This is a genomic window from Streptomyces asiaticus, assembly GCF_018138715.1.
Taxonomy (GTDB): domain Bacteria; phylum Actinomycetota; class Actinomycetes; order Streptomycetales; family Streptomycetaceae; genus Streptomyces; species Streptomyces asiaticus.
This window is the reverse complement of the sequence record NZ_JAGSHX010000006.1, coordinates 3592015-3612392: the sequence shown is the minus strand read 5'-3', so window position 1 is coordinate 3612392 and position 20378 is coordinate 3592015. Positions and strand designations below refer to the sequence as shown.

Sequence of the window (20378 nt, the reverse complement as noted above, 5' to 3'; positions counted from 1 at the left end):
GCCCCGCCGTGGCGAGGTGATCGTCTGAGCTCCGGTCGAATGACGGGCGGGGGCTGAATCGGTCGTTTGCGCTCCCGTTCCCCGATCCGGTCACGGGAGTCTGCACATCGCGACCGGTGCCTGGTCCGGCTTCGACCTGGCAGCGGACGACCCGCAGACCAAGCTGTTCGTCCCCATGCTCGCCACTCGCCTCTACAGCGCGTAGACCTGGCCGGTCTGGGCGCCCTCTACGGAGCGGACGTAGACCTGGGCGACGTCGGCGAGATCAACCGAACCCATGCCGGGGAAGTAGCTCCCGTAGTGGGGGAGGCTCTCGGTGAAGACGGTGGGGCTGACCGCGTTGATGCGCTGCGGGGCGATCTCGATGGCGGCGGCGCGCACGAACGCCTCCACCGCGCCGTTGGCCATGGAGGCGGCGGCGCCCGTGGGGATCGGCTCGCGTGCCAGTACGCCCGTGATCAGAGTGAAGGAGCCCCGCTCGGCGATGCGGGGTACGCCCTGCCGGACCAGGTCGATCTGGCTGAGCGCCTTGCCATGGAAGGCGGCCAGATAGTCCTCGGGCGTCATCTCCGTTACCGGCTTGAACGGCACGTCGCCGGCGGTGCTGACCACCGCGTCCACACGGCCGGCGCACTCGTAGATCGCGGCGATCTGGGCGGGGTCAGTGACGTCGTACCGCAGGTCGCCGCCGGTGCGCCCGACAGCCAGGATCTCGTGACCTCGGGCGGACAGCTCCTTGTGCACGGCCGTGCCGAGGGTGCCGGTGGCACCGATGAGCAGAATCTTCATGTCAGCGACGCTAGGCCCGGCCCACCGGGGCAGGGAAATGCCGTTTGCGAAGCGCTTATGCTTGACGGTTATGAATGTCGAGCTGCGGCATCTGCGAGCACTAGCCGCGATCGGGGACGAGGGCACCATCACCGGCGCCGCTGCCGCTCTGCACATCAGCCAGCCCGCGCTGTCCCGGACCCTGGAGCAACTGGAGAACCGGCTCGGCACGCGCCTGGTGGAGCGCACCACCCGCCAGCTCTCCCTGACCGACGCCGGTCGCATGCTGTATGAGCGCGCTCACCTGATCCTCAACCAGCTGGACGATGCGCTGTCGGAGGCCCAGGCGGGGCTGCGGCCGCTGCGGATCGGCTTCGCCTGGGCGGCCCTCGGCGACCGTACCGTGCCGTTGCTGCGGGCCTGGCGTGAACAGCACCCCGACATCCCGGTGCGGGTACACCGCCGGGACGATCCCGAAGCGGCGCTCCGCCGGGGCGAGATCGACGCCGCGTTCCTGCGCACTCCGCTCACTACCGATGCCGAGCTGATGGCCGAGGAACTCTACCGGGAGCGCCGTCTGGCCGCCGTGTCGGACAGCGATCCGCTAGCCGGCCGTTCCGTCGTGCGTCTGGCCGACCTTGCCGACCGGTCGGTCGTGCTCTGCGCCACTGCCGCCAGCACGGCCAACCTCTGGCCCCGCGGGCAGCGGCCCGCCGCGTTCGAGGTGGCCAACGTCGACGAGTGGCTCACCACGATCGCCACCGGAGAAGCGGTCGGCGCCACCGCGGAGGCCACCGCGTACAGCCACCCGCATCCCGGTGTCCGCTACCTGCCCCTCGCGGACTCCGCCCCCGTGACGGTGCGCCTGGTCTGGCCGCGCACCCCTACGCATCCCGCCACCCGCACCTTCCTCGAGTATGTGCGGCGCATGATCGGCGCTGCCGACCCCGAGCTGTAACGAGCAGCGTCCGTCGCGTCTCTCGTCCCGCAGCAGTTAGCGCCGCGCGGTGGCCGCCGTCGAACTGCTGCTGTGCGATGCTGACGGGTGTGCCGTCGGGGAGTGAGGAGATGTACGCCGCGACGCCCTTTATCCCGGTTCTTTGGGGGAGTTCGTGGCCCGCCGGACCCCCGTGTACGGGGGTCCGGCGGGCCGGCTCGGTTACAGCCCGACCGGGTTGAGGTAGGTGCCCGGGTGGGTGGCGCCGTCCTGCTTGAGGATCTGGCCGCCGAACGGCCACTTCAGGGTGAAGTGCGCCGTCTCGTTCGGCGGGGTGACCAGGAACTTCGCCGGAACGAACTTCTCCTTCTGCGGGGTGGACTCGGCCACCGGGAGCAGGGTGATGCTGAAGTCGGTCGTATCTCCCGGCCCCAGGACCATCTTGTCGGGCGTCTTGGAGGAGCGTGCCAGCGACCAGGTGCCGTCGGTCCCCTGAGCGCCGATCATGTCGACACCGGCGAAGCCGGACAGGGTGCAGGTGCGCGTGCTCTTGTTGGTGAACCAGATGTACGCCTGGGTTTGCCTCTCGGTCTGATCCATCTCCGGTCTCGCGTCCTCCCCCGTGGCGAAGCCGGCCTTCAGGTCGGCGGTGTGGCAGCGGGTCGGGGCGGCCTTGGCGGTGGCGGCCGAGGCCGGGATGGCCGTAGCGGCAGTGCCCGCGACGACGAGGGCCGCAAGGGCCACGGCGGTCAGCTTGTTCTTCATGAAGTTTGGGGTTCCCCTCGCATACGAATCGGCGCGCGAAGTCAGTCGGCACCTGCGCACCGGAAGATGTGCGGTGCCCGGGGGAGGTTCCGTGTGCCGGAGAGCCTGTTTCGGACAGCCGGGCTCCCAACGGCGGCTGTATGACGAGGACTTGCCCCGGTGCGGGCCGTTGCGGCGTCGTGGGGCGGACACCGCAACGGCGACCAGGCAAAACGGGTACGTCAGAGGCTGCGGCCCGTCGTCAGTTCATCGACGAACGCGGTCCAGGAGGCCACCGGGAAGACCAGCGCGGGGCCATCGGGCCGCTTGCTGTCACGGACGGGGACGAGGCCGGGTATGCCGTCGGCCACCTCCACGCAGTCGCCACCCGCCTGATTGCTGTAGCTGCTCTTGCGCCACGCGGCGCCGTTCAGATCGGGACGGGACACTCGCTCCACGGTGGTTGCCCTCCATCACGGATCGGATCATGTCGAGCGACATGAGCGGGGGCAGGGATCCTGCCCGCAGCCGATCGTAGGACAGCGCGTAGTGCTTCACATCCTTTGGTTCCTCGACGAGTTGACCGAAGTCGGCTCCTTCCTTGTAGGCAACTTCGTCGCCGTCCGGCAGCGTCAGCACGGTCAGGGATCCGCCCATTGCCTCATGCCCGCCCTGGTCGAATGGCAGGACCTGCACGGTGATGTGGCGTTCAACGGCTGCCTCCAGCAATCGGTACAACTGCGCTCGCATGACCGGGTGGCTACCGATGGGGCGCCGTAACACCGCCTCGTCCAGGACGACCCATAGCTCCGGCCGGTCCGGTGAACGGAGTCGTTCTTGCCGTCCGAGGCGAGCGGTGACCCGCTCCTCCAACTGCTGCTCGCCGCTGAGCAGGGGATCGAGACTCAGTACCGCCCGCGCGTAGTCCTCGGTCTGCAACAGACCGGGTACTACATGCGCTGCGTACTGCCTGATGGACACCGCTCTCTCCGAGTACGCCATGAACGCCCGCGACCAGTCCGGGAACGCCTCCCGATAGACATACGGCCACATGTCCACGAGCAGGCTGTCCGCCTCGAGGACGGTGTCGAGCGTCCGCGCCAGCTCGAACGTCGGTTTCGCCCCGGACGCGCGCTCGATCTGCGTGATCCGGGTGCTGACCACATGCGTGCGCTCGCCCAGCTCGGCCTGGGTCAGACCGGCGGCCGTGCGGAGTCTGCGGACCCGCGAACCGAATAACGCCGCCATGGACGAGCGGGGATCAACTTCTTTGGCCAAAACATCACTTCCGTTCCTTACGGCCTGAAAGGTAAGGCGTTACGGCCTTTCGAGCGTAGACCCGCGCCACGATCCTTGGGCACGGAACGTCACGATGCGCACACGCTGCGAATCGTACGGAAGATCGATCGGACGGAAATGGACAACACCGTGCTGAAGACGACCACGGCGCCGGACCCCGAGCCCGAACTCCGGGAGCTCACCCAGCAGTTCCCCGCCACACCGCGCGGAGCGCGCCTCGCTCGGCGGCTGGCTGTGCGGCGCATGGAGGAGTGGGGCTATCCGCCCGCGTCGAACGCGTCCTGCACAGTGGCCCTGCTGGTGGCGGAGCTGGCCTCGAACGCCGTACGGCACGGGCGCGTACCCGGGCGGGACTTCCGGCTCCGCCTCGCCTGCGCAACTGCGACGCGGACGATCCGTATCGAGGTCTCGGACGCCCGCGAGGACCGCCTCCCGGCCATTCCGCCGACGCCGACGGCCGATGACGAATCGGGCCGTGGGCTGCTCCTGGTCGATCTGCTGGCCACCCGCTGGGGGACGACCCCTCGTGTCCCCGTTGGCAAGACGGTGTGGGCGGAGTGCGGTGCGCCGTGAGATGAGTGCGCCGTGACCTGAGGTGCGCCGTGACGTGAAAAGGGGCGGCCCGACACCCCAGGGGGGGTGCCGGGCCGCCCGTCGTTCCGGGGCGCGCGTTACTTCACCGCGCCCGCCATCACGCCCGCCACGAACTGCCGCTGGAAGGCGAAGAAGACCGCCAGCGGGATCAGCATCGAGACGAAGGCGCCGGGGCCGAGGATGTCGATGTTGTTGCCGAACTGGCGGACCTGCTGCTGGAGGGCGACCGTGATCGGGGGGTTGCCGCTGTCGGCGAAGATCAGGGCGACCAGCATGTCGTTCCAGACCCAGAGGAACTGGAAGATGCCCAGGGAGGCGATGGCCGGGCCGCCGAGGGGCATGACGACGCGCAGGAAGAGCCGCAGTTCGCCCGCGCCGTCCAGGCGGGCGGCCTCCAGGAGCTCGCGGGGGATCTCCGCGAAGAAGTTGCGCAGGAGGAAGATCGCGAAGGGGAGGCCGAAGGCGGTGTGGAAGAGGACCACGCCGGTGGTGGTCTGGAAGATGCCGATCTCGCCGAAGAGCTTGGCCACCGGGATCAGGGCGACCTGGATGGGGACCACCAGCAGGCCGACGACGATGAGGAACCACACGTCGCGGCCGGGAAAGTCCATCCAGGCGAAGGCGTAGCCCGCCAGGGCGCCGATCACCACGACCAGCAGGGTCGCCGGGACGGTGATCGCGAGCGTGGTCCAGAGGGAGTCGGTGATCTGCTGATTGCCCAGCAGATGGTCGTAGCCGCTGAAGGTGAGCTGCCCGGGGTCGGTGAAGACCTTCCACCAGCCCGAGAGGTCCACCTCCGACGGGTCCCGCAGGGAGGACAGCAGCAGTCCGGCGGTCGGCATCAGCCACAGCAGGCCGACCAGGATGAGGACGACCCGCAGGGCCCCGCCGCCGACGCTCGCGGCGATCCGCGCGACCGGGGACTGCTTCGCCTGTACGACCGTGTCCGCGCTGGTCATCGGCGGCTCTCCCTTCGGATCCGGCGGATGTTGATGAACATGACGGGCAGCACGAGCAACAGCAGCAGCACGGCGATCGCGCTGCCGAGGCCCTGGTTGACGTCGGTGCCGAAGGACGACTGGAAGAGCTGGAGGGCGAGGACGTTGGCGTCGTCCTGGGAGGGGCCGGGCGCGATGATGTAGACGAGGTCGAAGATCTTCATCACGTTGATCATCAGCGTGACGACGACGACCGAGAGCACCGGCGCCAGCATCGGCACCGTGATCCGCCGGAAGACCTGCCACTCATTGGCGCCGTCCATCCGCGCGGCTTCCATCAGCTCGCGCGGCACCCCCGCGAGCCCCGCCGCGATCAGCACCATCGCGAAACCGGCCCAGATCCAGACGTACGCGCCGATGACGGCCGGGGTGACGAGGGACGGGCCGAGCCAGTCCACGCCGTTGTACGGCTCGGAGAAGTTCCAGGCGGGCAGCCGCAGCTGGGCGCCCTCGGCCTTGGCGGGGAGGGTGTACGTACCGTCCGCCGCCGTCGTGGTCTTGGCGACCACCTTGCCGTCCTTGACCGCCTCCACCTTGAGGTCGGCCATCGCCTTCTCGCCCTTGTCGATGGCGCCCTGCTCGCCACCGCCGCCCCGGGTGAAGTCGAACCAGACGGTGCCGGTGATCTTCCCGGGCTCGGCCTTGGCGGCCTTGGCGTCCTGCGCCCCGCTGATGTCCCCGCGCTTGGCCGCGACCAGCGGCAGCGCGGCGGGAGTGCCCGCGTGCACGGCGTCCTTGGTGGTGAACGAGCCGTTCGACGCCTCGGTCAGCCCGGCGGTGGGACGCGGATGGGCGCCGGGGAACGGCGGTGACTCGCTGAAGGAGTCATGCACGCTCACCCACATGGCGTTGGCCACGCCCTTGTCCGGGTCCTGCTCGTAGACCAGCCGGAAGATGATGCCCGCCGCCAGCATCGAGATCGCCATCGGCATGAAGACGACCAGCTTGAAGGCGGTGGCCCAGCGCACCCGCTCGGTGAGCACGGTGAAGATCAGGCCCAGTGCGGTGGAGACGGTCGGAGCCAGGATCAGCCAGATGACGTTGTTCTTGATGGCCGTCTTGGTGGCGTCGTCGGAGAACATCTCCTGGTAGTTGTCCAGGCCGACGAAACCATTGCCCGAGGCGTCGAAGAAGCTCCGGTAGACGGAGTAGGCGATCGGATAGACGACGAGCGCCCCGAGCAGCACCAGGGCGGGCAGCAGGAACACCGCCGCCAGCCAGGGCCGGGTGCCCATGAGGCTCTTTCGCGCACGTGCGCTCGGCCGTTTGGCCGGAGGGGAGGACGATGCCCGGCCAGGTGTGGCCGCGCCGTCCGCTGTCGCGGTCGACATGATGTGGTTCTCCCGGTCGAGTCGTCAGTTCTTGTACGCCTTGGCGGCATCCCGCTCCAGCTGGCGCTGGATGCCTTCGACATTCCTCGGGTTCTTGAGAAAGTCCTGGAGCGCTTTCCACTCGCCCTGCGCCGGCTTGCCACCGAAGGAGGCGGGAGCCTGGTCGGACATGTCGAACCGGAAGTCATTGCCCGCCGCGATCAGCGCCTGTGCGATCTTGCGCATGGAGGCATTGGGATAGGCGCTGAACTTGACGTTCTTGTTCGCCGAGATGAACCCGCCGGACTGGGCCCAGATGGTCCCGGCGTCCGGTGAGGCGAGGAAGGTGAGCAGCGCCTGCGCCGCCTTGCTGTTCTTCAGCGCCACGCCGACGTCGCCGCCGGTCACCACCGGCGCGTCCGCGCCCACCGCCGGGAACGGGAACACCTTCGCGTCCTGGTCCAGCTCCGCGCCCGCGTCGGCGACGTTGGCGGCGACGAAGTCGGCCTCGAAGACCATGCCCGCGTCCGGCTCGGCCTTGTTGCCGAACGCCTTGGTGACGGAGTCCGGGAACGCGGTCTGGAGCGCGCCGCTCCGGCCGCCCGCGACCAGGCCCTTGGTGCCCCAGAGCTGGGCGAGCGTCTCGAGCGCCTTCTTCACCGAGGGATCGGTCCACTTGATCTTGTGCTGGGCGAGCTGGTCGTACTTCTCCGGGCCCGCCTGGGAGAGATAGACGTTCTCGAACCAGTCGGTGAGCGTCCAGCCGTCCTGGCCGCCGATCGCGACCGCGTCGGTGCCGGAGTCGGAGATCAGCTGGGCCTGCTCCAGGAATTCCTGCCAGGTCTTGGGCACCTTGGCGCCCGCGTAGTCGAACGCGGAGGTGTTGTACCAGAGCAGGGATTTGTTGCTGGTCTTGAAATACACCCCGTAGGGCTTGCCCTGGTACGAGCCGAGGTCCTGCCACCCCTTGGCGAAGTTCTTGGCCAACTCGGCCTTGGCGGCGGCGTCGAGCGGTTTGGCCCAGCCCTTCTGGGCGAACTCGCGCATGACGCCGACCTGTCCGACCATCGCGACATCCGGCGGGGCGCCACCCGCGATCTTCGAGCCGACGAAGCCCGCCATGTCGTCACCGCTCGGTACGAAGGAGACCTTGGCGCCGGTGCGCTTCTCGAACTCCTTGAGCACCTTGGTGAAGTTCTCCTGCTCGGTGCCCGTCCAGACCGCCGTGACCTGGAGTTTCTGCCCCTTCAGATGCGGCAGTTTCACGGTGTTGGGCGGCGGGCCGCCGCTGACCGTGTCTCCGTCGTCGCCGCCGCAGCCCGCGGCGGTGAGCATGAGTGCTCCCGCCGCCAGCAGGGCCACCGCGGCTCGTGTCGAACGCTTCGCAGGAAGCGATACGTGCATCCCCGTGTTCCCTCCGATGCCGGCCGCCCCCGCGCGGCCGTGTCCCGTGCTGAGTAGTCCTACGCCCGGTCACCGAACGTGGCAATACTGCGTCCGGCGTTCACTCACGGATCGTGACCGGGCCGTGATGAAGGGTCGGCCGTGAAACGGGGCAGGCGGGACAGACGGGCGGATGGCCGGAATGGATCGGGAAGTGGGCCGGGGGTGCGGGGAACGGTCGAGAACGGGCGAGAAACGGGCGGGAATCGGACAGTTATCGGGCAGGGTGCGGGCGGTGATGGGCGGGGCCGGTCGGCCGGTCAGATCAGCGCGGGTGCGGTGGGCGCGTCCGCCGACTGCGCGGCGCGCTGGAGCGCACTGGCGAGAAGTGCCAGGTCGGTGGGGCCGTTCCCGAGCTCGCGCAGCGGTCGGCGGGCGGGCGGATCGCCCATCCGCCGCCACTCCAGCGGCACGACGGTGGGCCGCTGGGTCGCGGTGCGCGGTATCCGTCCGGTCACCCGGCCCGCCTGGAACGGCGTTCCCGCGGCGTCATCCGGACGGAACAGCCGCCCACGGCCCGGCGCCGGGTCGCTGCCCGGAGCGGCTGCGGCGGCGGGGGTGGATGTGACCGAGCGTGTCGATGTGGCGGGGGATGTATCGGGCCTTTCGGGCTCGCCGGGGTGGGGAGAGCCGGTTGGATGCGCGGGGGTCGCCGAGGGCGCGGGGTTGAGCGGGCGCGCGTCCAGGGCGATCCGCAGGGCGGCCCGCTCGACGGCCGCCGTGTCCGCCGTACGGTCCGGCCGGCCGGACGCCACGACCAGATGCACCCCGAGCCGGGCGCCGTCACGGGCGATCGCCTCCAGCGCGCGGACGACCGAACCGGACGCCGGACGGCCGGGGCTGCCGAGGGCCGGGGCCACCAGCGCGTCGAAGTCGTCGACGAGCACGACGAGACGGGGGAGGAGGGAACGAGGACGGGCGGACGCCGCGCTCGCGGTGCGCGTGCGCTGGGCGCGCAGATTGAGCGTATGGAGGGTGTCGCTCGGGGGCGGGTCGATGTCGCCGGGCGGGCGAGGCGCGACGACGCGGGGCGTGCCAGGGCCGGACGGGCCCGGGTTGGCGCCCATGGTGCCGCCCGAAGTGCTGCCCGAGCCGGTGGCGTGGTCGCCGCCGTCGCCGTAGCCCTCGTCGTCGCCGGGGTGGTGGGGCCGGGCGTGCCAATCCGTGAAGTCCTGCCGGCCCAGCAGTTCGGCGCGGCGCTTGAGCTCCGAGCTGAGCGCCTGCGCGAACTCCCGCATCCGTACCGGGTCGGTGGCCGACAGATGCGTCGAGACATGCGGCAGATCCGTGCACACCCGCAGCCCCTCGCCCGCTCCGGCTCCGGCCCCCGACCCGGCGCCGTCGACCAGGATGAGCTCGAGCCGGTCCGGCCGTTCGGCGGCCGCGAGCGAGGCGGCGAACGAGCGCAGCAGCTCCGTCTTACCGGTGCCCGCCGCGCCGTCGATCAGTGCGTGCGGACCCTCCTCGGCGGCCAGATCGACCGCGAGCGGGCCGCGCGGACCGGCGCCGAGCACCGCCAGCGCCCGGCCGCCCGCCGGGACCTCGTCCGCCGCGGCCGCCCAACGGGCCAGCAGGGAAGCGGGCGTGGCCCGCGCGAGCCCCAACTCGTCCAGCAGCCGCGCCGAGTCCGGCAGCGGGACGGTCGGCGGGCCGTCGGAGCCGCCGAACGCGCCGTCCTGCGCGGAGGCGGCCGGGCGCAGGGGCGCGAGCGCCCGCGCGAACCGCTCGGCCCACGCCGCCGACACCGCGTCCACGGTCACGGTCGTGGTGGCGCCGGTCGCGCCGGTGATCCCGTTGACCCCGCTGGTGCCGGGCGCCGTCCCGTCCCCGTGGACGATCTGGAGACCCGTGGCCACGTCACCGCTCAGCACGGCCGCCACTCCGCACGCCGCGAACGCGGCGGACGCGGAACGCGCGGCCTCATAGCTCATGGGCAGCGGGGAGGTGGGCGACGCGGCGGGCGCCTCGGCCAGAGAGAGCAGATGGATTCCGGCCGCGGAACCGCTCACCGCCAGCCGGGCGAGGGTGTCGTGCAGCGCGCCCGGACCGGGGGCGCCGTCCACGACCACCACGGTGTACGGCCCGAAGTGGCGTGCGGCCACGGACTGCGCGGCGGCCTGGGAGGCGCTCGCCCAGCCGGGGCCCAGCGGACCGTCCTCCAGCCGCCGGGTCAGCTCCTCCGTACGGGCCGCGGCCTGCTCCGCGTCGTACGCGAGCAGCAGCCGGCAGTCCTGCCCGCGCAACGGCTGGACGTGCGGCAGCCAGCCGAGCCACGACCACTCCGCGAGCCGCTCCTCGCCGCTGATCAGCACGATCTCCAACGCGGCCGGTGAGTGCAGGGCCGCCAGCTGCGCCACGACGGACCGGGCGAGCCCCGCCACCCGCGTGCGCGGGCCCGCGAGCCCCAGCGAACCGCACTGCCGCAGATCGACGGTCACGGGCGCGGCGGGCAGCAGCCCGCCGCCGACCGTCAGCTGGTCGGCCGAGCCGAGCCGTACGGTGAGCATGTCCGGATGCCCGGGGGCGCGCTCCCACAGGCGCGAGCCCGGCCCCAGCGCCGTCATCAGCATGGTGGCCGGATCCGGCCACCGCCGCTGCAACGCCTCCGCCTCCGCGGCCGCCCGCGCCGCCGCGCCCCGGTCCTCCCGCGCCCCACCCCGCTCGGCCGCCTTCCCCCCGGCCAACTGCCGCACCCAAGCCCCTATCCCCCGCCGCCGAGCCTGCGCCCCCGGCGCGTCCAGCGCATATCCCGCACCATGCGTACGCTCCCTGGCGCCCGGCTGCCCGGGGCCGCCGGGCGCCGCACCGCCACGCCGGTCACTGTTGGCGCGGGCCCCGCCATACCCCGCGCGGCCGGGGGCGGCCGAGCCGGGCCCGCTGCGCGGCCCGGCGCCCTGCTGGGCCCCGGGGTGGGGCGTCTGCTGTCCGGCCCCGCCGTACCCAGCGCTCTCGGCCTGTGGCCGCCTGCCATGTCGGTCACTGTTGGCGGGGGCCTCGCCGTACCCCGCGCGGCCGGGGGCGGCCGAGCCGGGCCCGCTGCGCGGCCCGGCGCCCGGCTGGCCGCCGGGGTAGGGGGTGCGCTGTCCGGGAGCGGCGGACCGGCCGTCGTACGGCGCCGCGCCGTCGCCCCCGCCGGCGGAGGGCCCCTGCGGGCCCTCCTGGCCGCGTCCTCTGCCGTGCGACTGACCGCCGCGCCGGGCGTCGCCGTACTCCGCGCCCGGACCGGGCTGCCGCCCGGAGTCGGCGTCGCCTTCGCGATACCGGCTGCGGCCTGCGGCCGCGCCGCCGTACGGCGAGCGGCCGGGGTTCGCGTCGGCGGGCTGATTGCCGGTGGACCGGGCCCGCTGCGGGCCCTGGCCGCGTCCGTCCGTGTCGCCGCGTCCTCGGCTGTACCGCCGACCGCCGTGCGGGGCGTCGCCGTACCCCGCCTCGGCCTCGTCCGGCCCGCTGCGGCCTGCGGCCGCGCTGTCGTAAGGGGCGCCACCGGGACCCGCCGGGGCGCCTGCGGCTCCACGGGAGGTGGGCCGGTGGCCCTGGGCCGCGTCCGGGTGGCGGCCGTCGGTCGGCCGTGGGCCGTGGTCCGGATGGGCGCTGCCGCCCGAGCCGGGGCGGCCCTGGTCGGCTCGCGCGGGCCGCCCCGCCGGGCCCTGTCCGGCGGCTCCGGCCCCGGGGGCGCGCTCACTGCGTCGGGTGCGGGCCGTGGACGGGTCGTCGTACGGCTGGTCGCCGGGGGTCGAGGGGCGGCCCTGCGGGCCCCGGCCGCGTCCGGCCGCGTCGCCGCGCGGCCCGGTGCCCGTACTGCCGCGCGGCCCGGGGGTCGCGCCCTCACTTGGGCCCCAGCCGTCGTCGTTCCGGTGGGCGTAGGAACTCGCCCCGCCCGGGGTGCCGGTGCCCGCGTCGCCGCGCGGCCCGGTGCCCGTACTGCCGCGTGGCCCGGTGCCCGCTCCCTCACCGGCCCACCCGTCGTGGCTCCCATGGGCGCCAGCCCTCTCGTGGGCTGCGTGAGACTCGTCACCCGCTTGGCCCACCCTCGTCCAGCCCGTGCCGGGGTGGCGGGTGGGAGGGGTCCAGGGGCCCTGGGCGGTGTGGGTGGGGGCGGCCGGTTGGGGGGCGCCGGGCCAAGGGGCCTTGGTGTGGGTGGGGTGGTCACCGGCGGGGGTGACGCGGAGATGGCCCTCGCCGTCCGCATGGACGGGGAGGCGGGTGGGGGCCGAGGGCATCGCCGATGCCGTGGAGGGGACGCGCAGCCGCAGGGCGGACTCGCCGATCCGCAGCAGCGCCCCCGGCTCCAGGGGCACCGGCTGGGTGCCCACGGGGACGCCGTCGGCGGCGGTGCCGTTGGTCGAGCCCAGGTCGGCGATGGTCACCCGGCCGTCCTCGGCGACCGTGACCGCGCAGTGCAGCCGGGAGACGTCGGGGTCGTCCAGGGGGACATCCGCGTCGGCGGAGCGGCCGATGCGGACCTGGCCGCCGTGCAGCAGATGGACGCCGCCCGCGTCGGGCCCCGCGACCACGTCCAGGTGGACCGTGGCGTCGGCGACGGCGGTCTCGGGCAGGCCGGGGTAGCCGGGGTAGTGGTCGGAGTCGGGGTCGGCCGGGCCGTGCAGGGAGAGCACCGCGCCGTCCACCAGCGGCGGCTCGCCGAGCGCACAGCGCTGCGGGTCCAGCCGCTCGCCCCCCGCGTACAGCACCACCGGGCCGCCGCTCCCGCCGCCGGCGCCCCCCGCCTCGTAACCGGCCGCGGCGACCGCGTCGGCCAGCCCGCCGGCCACCGCGGCGAGTGCCGTGCCGGCGGGGGCGGTGACCAGGACGTCCACCGCGCCCACGAGGGCGTGCGGCCCGGACGCGGGCGCAGGATGGTGGCCGGAACGGCCCGGGTGGGCGCTGCGCGGCCCGAGGACGGTCAGCCGAATCTGCATCGCCGTCAACGGTCCCTTCTGTCCAGGGGGCCGGGCAGGGGTGCCGACCCCCACCACCGCCCCCAGGCCCTTCGGCACGTACAGGTCCGTACGGGGTCGTACGGGTCACGGAGCGTGAGCCTCCCGCCGCTCGGCGCTTCCGTGCTGCCTGCATCCTCGCACCTGCCACCGACACTTCGCCCGCCGCCCGGCGCTACATGATCTTGATTGGTCGGCTAGTCGGCCGAAACTGGCTGATTGCGACCGGAACGGCCGCCCTTGGGCCGCCCTTGAGCCGTCCTTACGGTGATGGAAGCCGCCCGGTCGCGCCCCTCCGCGCCCCGTCGCGCCCGTTTGAGCGGCGATTGAGCGGTCAACGAGCGATCCGGGCCACCGTTGGCAACCATCCGTCCGGATCACACGTCTTCCCCCGCGCCGGACACCTGTGCCGGACCCCGTTCCGGACACCCTTCCCGGACACCTGCGCCGGACCCGTTCCGGACCCTCGTGTGGTGATCGGATAGGGCTCACCGTGCGTCGCCATTACAGTGGGGCGGACGAGTACAAGACGAGTACAACAAGTCGAGCACCACAGCAGACCCACACAGCAGATCACCCAGCAGACCAACGCAGTACGCCGATGTAAGACCACGATCAGGGAGCGCATGACGTGCGGCCGGTAGGCAGCAAATACCTGCTCGAGGAGCCGCTCGGGCGCGGAGCCACGGGCACCGTCTGGCGAGCCAGCCAGCGGGAGACGGCGGGGGCCGAAGCGGCCGTGGCCGGGCAGCCCGGCGAGACCGTCGCGATCAAGGTCCTCAAGGAGGAGCTCGCGAACGACGCGGACATCGTCATGCGCTTTCTCCGCGAGCGCTCGGTGCTGCTCAGGCTCACCCACCCCAACATCGTCCGCACCCGCGACCTGGTGGTCGAGGGCGATCTGCTGGCCCTGGTCATGGATCTGATCGACGGCCCGGACCTGCACAAGTACCTGCGCAGCAACGGCCCGTTCACCCCTGTGGCCGCGTCCCTGCTCACCGCTCAGATCGCCGACGCGCTCGCCGCCAGCCACGCCGACGGTGTGGTGCACCGCGATCTGAAGCCCGCCAACGTGCTGCTCGCGGGCACCGGCGAGGGCCAGGAGATGCACCCGATGCTGACCGACTTCGGCATCGCGCGCCTCGCCGACTCGCCCGGCCTCACCCGCACCCAGGAGTTCGTCGGCACCCCCGCCTATGTGGCGCCGGAGTCCGCCGAGGGCCGTCCGCAGACCTCCGCGGTGGACATCTACGGCGCGGGCATCATGCTGTACGAGCTGGTCACCGGCCGTCCGCCGTTCGCCGGCAACACCGCCCTCGAGGTGCTCCACCGCCACCTCAGCGAGGAGCCGCGCCGCCCCTCGACCGTGCCCGAGCCGCTGTGGACCGTCATAGAGCGCTGTCTGCGCAAGCGGCCCGAGGAGCGCCCCAGCGCCGAGAACCTGGCCCAGGCGCTGCGCGTGGTCGCCGCCGGTGTCGGGGTGCACGCCTCGGCCGCGCAGGCCGAGGCGGCACTCGGCGTGGCCGCGCTGCTCGCCCCGGACCCGGCGCCCGCGCCGGTCCCGGACACCGCGCCCGCGGGCTCGGCCGACCCGACCCAGGCGCTCCCCACGACCGCCCCGGGCGGCACCCCCTCGTACGACCCCGCCGCAGCCACCAATGTGATGCCCACCACAGGTGCGAACGCCGGGGCCAACGCCGACCCCACCCAGGTGCTGCCCAGCGGCTCAGGACCGGCCGGGGGCGCCGATCCGACGCGCGCCATGCCGCCCGTACCGCCCGGTGGGCCCGGCCAGGACGATCCGCACCCCTGGCAGAACCAGCTGCGCGCGGCCCGCGACCGCAATGAGCAGACCCAGGTCCAGTACCTCGACCCGAGCGAGGACCCGCTGCGCCGCCGCCCCCACCGCGCCGCGCCGCAGCAGCAGTACCAGCAACAGCAGTACCAGCAGCCCCAGCAGTACCAGCAGCCCCAGCAGCCGCCCCAGCGCCGGCGGGGCCGCCAGCAGCCGCAGCAGTACCAGCAGCCGCAGCAGTACGCCCCGGCGCCGCACCACCCGCAGCAGCCCCAGCCGCAGCGCTACGCCCCGCCGCCGCAGCAGCCGGAGCCGCGCCACGAGCCCCGGCAGCGGGGCTCCAACCCCAACCGGATGAAGATCCCCGGCCTGGGGTGCCTCAAGGGCTGTCTGTTCGTGATCGTGGTCCTGATCATCGGCTCCTGGCTGGTCTGGGAGCTGAGCCCGCTCAAGGACTGGATCGCCGACGGCAAGGGCTACTGGGACGCGGTCTCGGGCTGGGCCAAGGACATCGGCCAGTGGATCGAGGACCTCGGCGGCCCCAGCAGCTGATCCGCCCCCTCGGGGCTCCAGAAGCTGATCCGTCCCCATAACTCCGCCTCCGCACCTCCCACTCCGGTGATTTGTCGACATCCGAAGGGTGTTTTCCGCCGCAGAAGTGACAGTTGGCGTTGTCTGGTGCACCCAACGCGCCAGTAGCCGCGTAGCTTTGTCGCCAACGTGCCGCCCTTGTCGGAGGATTCGGAGCAGTCTTGTCACGGAAGATCGGCAGTCGGTACACCGCGCATCAGCTCCTGGGGCGCGGCAGCGCCGGCGCGGTGTGGCTGGGTGACGGGCCCGAGGGACCCGTCGCCATCAAGCTCCTGCGTGAGGACCTCTCCTCCGACCAGGAGCTCGTGGAGCGCTTCGTCCAGGAGCGCACCGCACTGCTCGGCCTCGACCACCCCCGGGTGGTCGGGGTGCGCGACCTGGTGGTCGACGGCAATGACCTCGCGCTGGTCATGGACCTGATCCGCGGTACGGATCTGCGCACCCGCCTGGACCGCGAGCGCCGCCTCGCTCCCGAGGCCGCCGTGGCGATCGCGGTGGACGTCGCCGACGCGCTGGCCGCCGCGCACGCCGCCGGGGTCGTCCACCGCGACGTCAAGCCGGAGAACGTGCTGCTGGACATGCAGGGCCCGCTCGGCCCCGGCGGTGCGCACCCCGCCCTGCTCACCGACTTCGGTATCGCCCGGCTGGTCGACGAGCCGACCCCGATCCGCGCCCAGCCCGCCCGCGACCGGACGTCCTCCCAGGGCCGCTCGCCGAACCCGCGCAGCGTGATCGGGACCCCGGACTATCTCGCCCCCGAGATCGTCGAGGGGCTGCCGCCCCGGGCCAGCGTGGATGTCTACGCCCTGGCGACGGTCCTGTACGAGATGCTGGCCGGCTTCACGCCCTTCGGCGGCGGCCACCCGGGCGCGATCCTGCGCCGCCATGTGACCGAGACCGTGGCGCCGCTGCCCGGGATCCCCGACGAGCTGTGGCAGCTGCTCCTCCAGTGCCTGGCCAAGGCGCCCGCCTCCCGGCTGCGCGCCTCCGAGCTGGCCGCCCGGCTGCGCGAGCTGCTGCCCGGTCTGGCCGGATATCCGCCGCTGGACATCGACGAGCCCGATGAGCAGCAGGAGGGCGGCGAGCGGGAGGGCGCGGAGGCCGAGACTCCGCACCGCGGCGTCTCCGTCCCCGCCTCCGGGCCCGCGCCGCATACGCCCCCGCGGCGGCGCGGCGCGGTGCCGCTGGTCCCGGGCGCCGTGCCGGACTCCAGCCGCGAGACCCACACCAGCATGCGGGTGCCCAGCGCGGACGAGCTCGCGGGCGGCGCCCACGGCACCGCGCGCGCCCCCCGGGTACACGGCCAGCGCCGGGCGGGCTCGGCCCGCAACCCCGCGGTCGCGGGCGCGCTGCGCCGCCGCCGGCTGAAGGTGGCCGCGGTCACCCTGGCCGCGCTGATCGCGGTGGGGCTCGGCGGATGGCTGGCGGCGAGCGGCGACGACGGCGGCGATCCGCCCAAGGGCGGCGAGCACTCCGCCTCCCAGGACCCCGGTACGCCATGACGGGGGTCGGTCAGTCTTCCGTAGCGGTTACGCTGGTCCCGTGGCAGTCGTCGATGTATCCGAAGAGCTGAAGTCCCTCTCCTCGACCATGGGGTCGATCGAGGCCGTCCTGGACCTCGACAAGATGAGGGCCGACATCGCCGTGCTCGAGGAGCAGGCGGCGGCCCCGTCCCTGTGGGACGACCCGGAGAACGCGCAGAAGGTCACCAGCAAGCTCTCCTATCTCCAGGGGCAGCTGCGCCGGGCCGAGGAGCTGCGCGGCCGGATCGACGACCTCGAGGTGCTGTTCGAGCTGGCCTCCGACGAGGGCGACGAGGACGCGCGCGCCGAGGCCGAGGCCGAGCTGGAGGCCGTGCGCAAGGCCGTCGACGAGATGGAGGTGCGCACCCTCCTGTCCGGCGAGTACGACTCCCGTGAGGCGGTCGTGAACATCCGCGCCGAGGCGGGCGGGGTGGACGCCGCCGACTTCGCCGAGCAGCTCCAGCGGATGTATCTGCGCTGGGCCGAGCGCCACGGCTACAAGACCGAGGTCTATGAGACGTCGTACGCGGAGGAGGCCGGCATCAAGTCGACCACCTTCGCCGTGCAGATCCCGTACGCCTACGGGACGCTCTCGGTCGAGCAGGGCACCCATCGCCTGGTGCGGATCTCGCCGTTCGACAACCAGGGCCGCCGCCAGACCTCCTTCGCGGGCGTCGAGGTGCTGCCGGTCGTCGAGCAGACCGACCACATCGAGATCGACGAGTCCGAGCTGCGCGTGGATGTCTACCGCTCCTCGGGCCCCGGCGGCCAGGGCGTCAACACCACCGACTCCGCGGTGCGGTTGACCCACATCCCCACCGGCATCGTCGTCTCGTGTCAGAACGAGCGCTCGCAGATCCAGAACAAGGCCACCGCGATGAACGTCCTCCAGGCCAAGCTGCTCGAGCGGCGCCGCCAGGAGGAGCAGGCCAAGATGGACGCGCTCAAGGGCGACGGCGGCAATTCCTGGGGCAACCAGATGCGTTCGTACGTCCTGCACCCGTACCAGATGGTCAAGGACCTGCGCACCGAATTCGAGGTCGGCAATCCGCAGGCCGTGCTCGACGGTGAGCTGGACGGTTTCCTGGAGGCCGGGATCCGCTGGCGCAAGCAGCAGGAGCAGGGGAAGTAACCTTCCCGCTCGGCCCCCCAACGGGCCGCGCCCACCGCGTTTTTGGTCACAGTCCTGTACCCATGCATCCGGCAAGCACTTCCATAGCGGACATCTCGCGTGCAATGGCCTTGACGGTGGTTTGAAAACTGGGAAGGCTGACGCGCGGCATGCGTATGACTGGGGCGCGTGTTGCACGGGGGCCGGCGGACCGCCTCGGAGGGATAGGGGCCCGCGGACACGGAGACACCCCGAGCCGCTGCCCCGTGCATAGCTGCTCCATTGACGAGTACAGCTACTGGGGGTAGCAGGCAGATGACGAAGAAGACGCGGCTGCGCGTGGCGCGAATAGCTGCCGGTGCGGTGATCGCCGCCGGTGCGTCGCTCACCGCCGCCGGCGCCGCATCGGCCGTTGGTGTTGATGTCGGTATCGGTGGCGTGAACGTTTCCGCGAACGCGGACGAGAAGGGTCTGGACGTCGGCGTCGGCATCGGCAAGGACGACCCGACCGATGGCCCGACGCCGACCGACGATCCGACCGGGATTCCGACCGGGACGACCGAGCCGACCCCGCCGACTCAGCCGCCGACGGGTGACCCGACCAAGCCGCCGACGAACGAGCCCACCAAGCCGCCGACCGGTGAGCCCACCAAGCCGCCGACCGGCGAGCCGACTCAGCCGCCGAGCGGCGAGCCCACCGACGGCCCGACCGCTCAGCCGAGCACGCCCGGCCAGGGTGGCACCGGCGGTGGCGGTGGCGACGACAGCACCTGCACGGTGGACCTCGACAGCACCAACTGCGACGACAACACCGGCACCGACAATGTCGGCTCCAAGCCGGTGGAGCAGGGCAAGGCCAAGGAGCAGCTGGCCGAGACCGGTGCCTCCGAGACCACGTTCCTGCTGGTCGGCGCCGCGACGATGATCGCCGGCGGTATTGGCTTCCGCTTTGTGCCGCGTCTGGTGAACCGCAACAACGTGGCCTGATCGCGCGCCTCACGCACGGTAAGGGGCCCGGAGCGCTGCGGCGCTCCGGGCCCCTTGTGCGTTTATCGGGCCCCGGTTGCGTTCAGGGGCGCCCTATCCGGCGTATCGCCTCGTAACGCTCCGCTACGCCGTCGCCATCTCATGCGCGAGCACGGCCACCGCGATGAGCGCCACCAGCAGCGCTATCAGCGCGGCCGGGGTCAGCCCGCCGAACATGCCCTCCTGCTGGAGGCGCTCCCTACTGGCCCGGCAGACCGGGCAGCGGCCCTCACTGACGGGGCTCGCGCAGTTGGCGCAGACGAGCCTGTCGTACGTCATGCGCTTTCTCCTCCCGCGCGGCGGTGCCGCAGTAGACACGGGGCCAACGCTCAGGGAAATGGGTTGGTTCCCCTTCCACTGTGCCAGCTTCCGTGCGGTTCGGCGCGCCCCGCACGATTCCGTGCCGCATCCGTACCGGTTTCGTGGCCGTTTCAGCCGCGCCGACAGGCGGTTTGTCAACCGTTTGACCCCAATAGTGCAGTGAAGAAACCCACCCACGCCGGACGGCGGACTGCGCGCCCATGCGCGCTTCGCGTATGGTCACGCTCACCGACGGGAGCCGCTCCGGCAGCCCGTACCGCTACCCAGGTCGACCGTGGTGCATCAGTGATCCGATTCGACAACGTATCCAAGACTTACCCCAAGCAGACCCGTCCCGCACTTCGGGATGTCTCGCTCGAGATCGAGAAGGGCGAGTTCGTCTTCCTGGTGGGCTCCTCGGGGTCGGGAAAATCCACTTTCCTCCGGCTGTTGCTCCGCGAGGAGCGCGCCAGCCATGGCGCGGTCCATGTGCTGGGGAAGGATCTCGCGCGGCTGTCCAACTGGAAGGTGCCGCAGATGCGCCGCCAGTTGGGGACCGTCTTCCAGGATTTCCGGCTGCTCCCCAACAAGACGGTCGGCGAGAATGTCGCCTTCGCGCTCGAGGTGATCGGCAAGCCGCGCGGCGCCATTCGGAAAACCGTTCCCGAGGTGCTCGACCTCGTGGGTCTGGGCGGTAAAGACGACCGTATGCCCGGTGAGCTCTCCGGTGGTGAACAGCAGCGGGTGGCCATCGCCCGCGCGTTCGTCAACCGTCCGATGCTGCTGATCGCCGACGAGCCGACGGGAAACCTGGACCCCCAGACCTCCGTCGGCATCATGAAGCTGCTGGACCGGATCAACCGGACCGGCACCACGGTCGTCATGGCCACGCACGACCAGCAGATCGTGGACCAGATGCGCAAGCGCGTGATCGAACTTGAGAAGGGCCGCCTCGTCCGCGACCAGTCCCGCGGCGTTTACGGCTACCAGCACTGAAAGGAC

Annotated in this window: 16 protein-coding genes; 7 read left to right on the top strand and 9 right to left on the bottom strand. The window is 72.0% G+C overall.

Annotation, left to right across the window (positions count from 1 at the left end; translation table 11 throughout):
• Positions 1–192: 192 nt before the first annotated feature.
• Entirely contained in the window at positions 193–789 is a 597-nt protein-coding gene (locus KHP12_RS22640) for a short chain dehydrogenase (RefSeq protein ID WP_086884656.1), read from the bottom strand.
• A 70-nt stretch (positions 790–859) separates the two neighbouring features.
• Between KHP12_RS22640 and KHP12_RS22635 the strand changes: the two genes are divergently transcribed.
• The gene (locus tag KHP12_RS22635) at positions 860–1726 is read left to right on the top strand and encodes a LysR family transcriptional regulator (protein WP_211833571.1); all 867 of its coding nucleotides are present in this window, start codon (positions 860–862) and stop codon (positions 1724–1726) included.
• A gap of 201 nt (positions 1727–1927) precedes the next feature.
• Here KHP12_RS22635 and KHP12_RS22630 read toward each other — a convergent pair whose 3' ends face one another.
• From KHP12_RS22630 to KHP12_RS22625, 3 genes are all read right to left on the bottom strand, one after another.
• Positions 1928–2470: a DUF4232 domain-containing protein gene (locus KHP12_RS22630; RefSeq protein ID WP_086884658.1), complete on the bottom strand. Its 543-nt coding sequence runs from the start codon at positions 2468–2470 to the stop codon at positions 1928–1930.
• A 221-nt stretch (positions 2471–2691) separates the two neighbouring features.
• A complete protein-coding gene (locus KHP12_RS51235) occupies positions 2692–2820 on the bottom strand; it encodes a DUF397 domain-containing protein (protein ID WP_244203224.1) in 129 nt (42 codons plus the stop codon).
• Positions 2783–3697: a helix-turn-helix domain-containing protein gene (locus KHP12_RS22625; RefSeq protein WP_086884660.1), complete on the bottom strand. Its 915-nt coding sequence runs from the start codon at positions 3695–3697 to the stop codon at positions 2783–2785. The genes KHP12_RS51235 and KHP12_RS22625 overlap by 38 nt, the downstream gene beginning before the upstream one ends.
• A gap of 168 nt (positions 3698–3865) precedes the next feature.
• Between KHP12_RS22625 and KHP12_RS22620 the strand changes: the two genes are divergently transcribed.
• Positions 3866–4321, top strand: coding sequence for an ATP-binding protein (locus KHP12_RS22620; RefSeq protein ID WP_086884661.1), 456 nt, complete (start codon positions 3866–3868; stop codon positions 4319–4321).
• Positions 4322–4419: 98 nt separating this feature from the next.
• Here the strand turns inward: KHP12_RS22620 and KHP12_RS22615 are convergent, their stop codons facing one another.
• From KHP12_RS22615 to KHP12_RS22600, 4 genes are all read right to left on the bottom strand, one after another.
• Positions 4420–5301 (bottom strand): carbohydrate ABC transporter permease, encoded by an 882-nt coding sequence (locus KHP12_RS22615; protein ID WP_037954765.1) that lies wholly within the window; start codon positions 5299–5301, stop codon positions 4420–4422.
• Positions 5298–6671, bottom strand: a complete 1374-nt coding sequence (locus tag KHP12_RS22610) for a carbohydrate ABC transporter permease (RefSeq protein WP_211833569.1) — start codon at positions 6669–6671, stop codon at positions 5298–5300. Before KHP12_RS22610 ends, KHP12_RS22615 begins: the two co-directional genes overlap by 4 nt.
• Before the next feature lie 24 nt (positions 6672–6695).
• Positions 6696–8054 carry an ABC transporter substrate-binding protein gene (locus KHP12_RS22605; RefSeq protein ID WP_086884663.1) on the bottom strand — a complete coding sequence of 453 codons (1359 nt, stop codon included), beginning with the start codon at positions 8052–8054 and terminating at the stop codon, positions 6696–6698.
• 299 nt (positions 8055–8353) lie between these two features.
• A complete protein-coding gene (locus KHP12_RS22600; RefSeq protein ID WP_211833568.1) occupies positions 8354–13012 on the bottom strand; it encodes an FtsK/SpoIIIE domain-containing protein in 4659 nt (1552 codons plus the stop codon).
• A 649-nt stretch (positions 13013–13661) separates the two neighbouring features.
• Between KHP12_RS22600 and KHP12_RS22595 the strand changes: the two genes are divergently transcribed.
• The 4 genes from KHP12_RS22595 to KHP12_RS22580 all read left to right on the top strand — a co-directional run bounded on the left by KHP12_RS22595 (position 13662) and on the right by KHP12_RS22580 (position 19037).
• The gene (locus tag KHP12_RS22595; protein WP_086883930.1) at positions 13662–15377 is read left to right on the top strand and encodes a serine/threonine-protein kinase; all 1716 of its coding nucleotides are present in this window, start codon (positions 13662–13664) and stop codon (positions 15375–15377) included.
• Between the two features lie 200 nt (positions 15378–15577).
• The gene (locus tag KHP12_RS22590; protein WP_086883931.1) at positions 15578–16918 is read left to right on the top strand and encodes a serine/threonine-protein kinase; all 1341 of its coding nucleotides are present in this window, start codon (positions 15578–15580) and stop codon (positions 16916–16918) included.
• 40 nt (positions 16919–16958) lie between these two features.
• On the top strand, positions 16959–18071 hold the full coding sequence (gene prfB / locus KHP12_RS22585; RefSeq protein ID WP_037954772.1) for a peptide chain release factor 2: 1113 nt from the start codon (positions 16959–16961) through the stop codon (positions 18069–18071).
• A 294-nt stretch (positions 18072–18365) separates the two neighbouring features.
• Complete coding sequence (locus KHP12_RS22580; RefSeq protein WP_086883932.1) at positions 18366–19037, top strand: hypothetical protein; 672 nt, start codon at positions 18366–18368, stop codon at positions 19035–19037.
• A gap of 123 nt (positions 19038–19160) precedes the next feature.
• Here the strand turns inward: KHP12_RS22580 and KHP12_RS22575 are convergent, their stop codons facing one another.
• Entirely contained in the window at positions 19161–19355 is a 195-nt protein-coding gene (locus KHP12_RS22575; protein ID WP_020870883.1) for a hypothetical protein, read from the bottom strand.
• A gap of 327 nt (positions 19356–19682) precedes the next feature.
• Here KHP12_RS22575 and ftsE point away from each other — a divergent pair, with 327 nt between their 5' ends.
• Complete coding sequence (ftsE, locus tag KHP12_RS22570) at positions 19683–20372, top strand: cell division ATP-binding protein FtsE (protein WP_009717451.1); 690 nt, start codon at positions 19683–19685, stop codon at positions 20370–20372.
• Positions 20373–20378 lie beyond the last annotated feature (6 nt).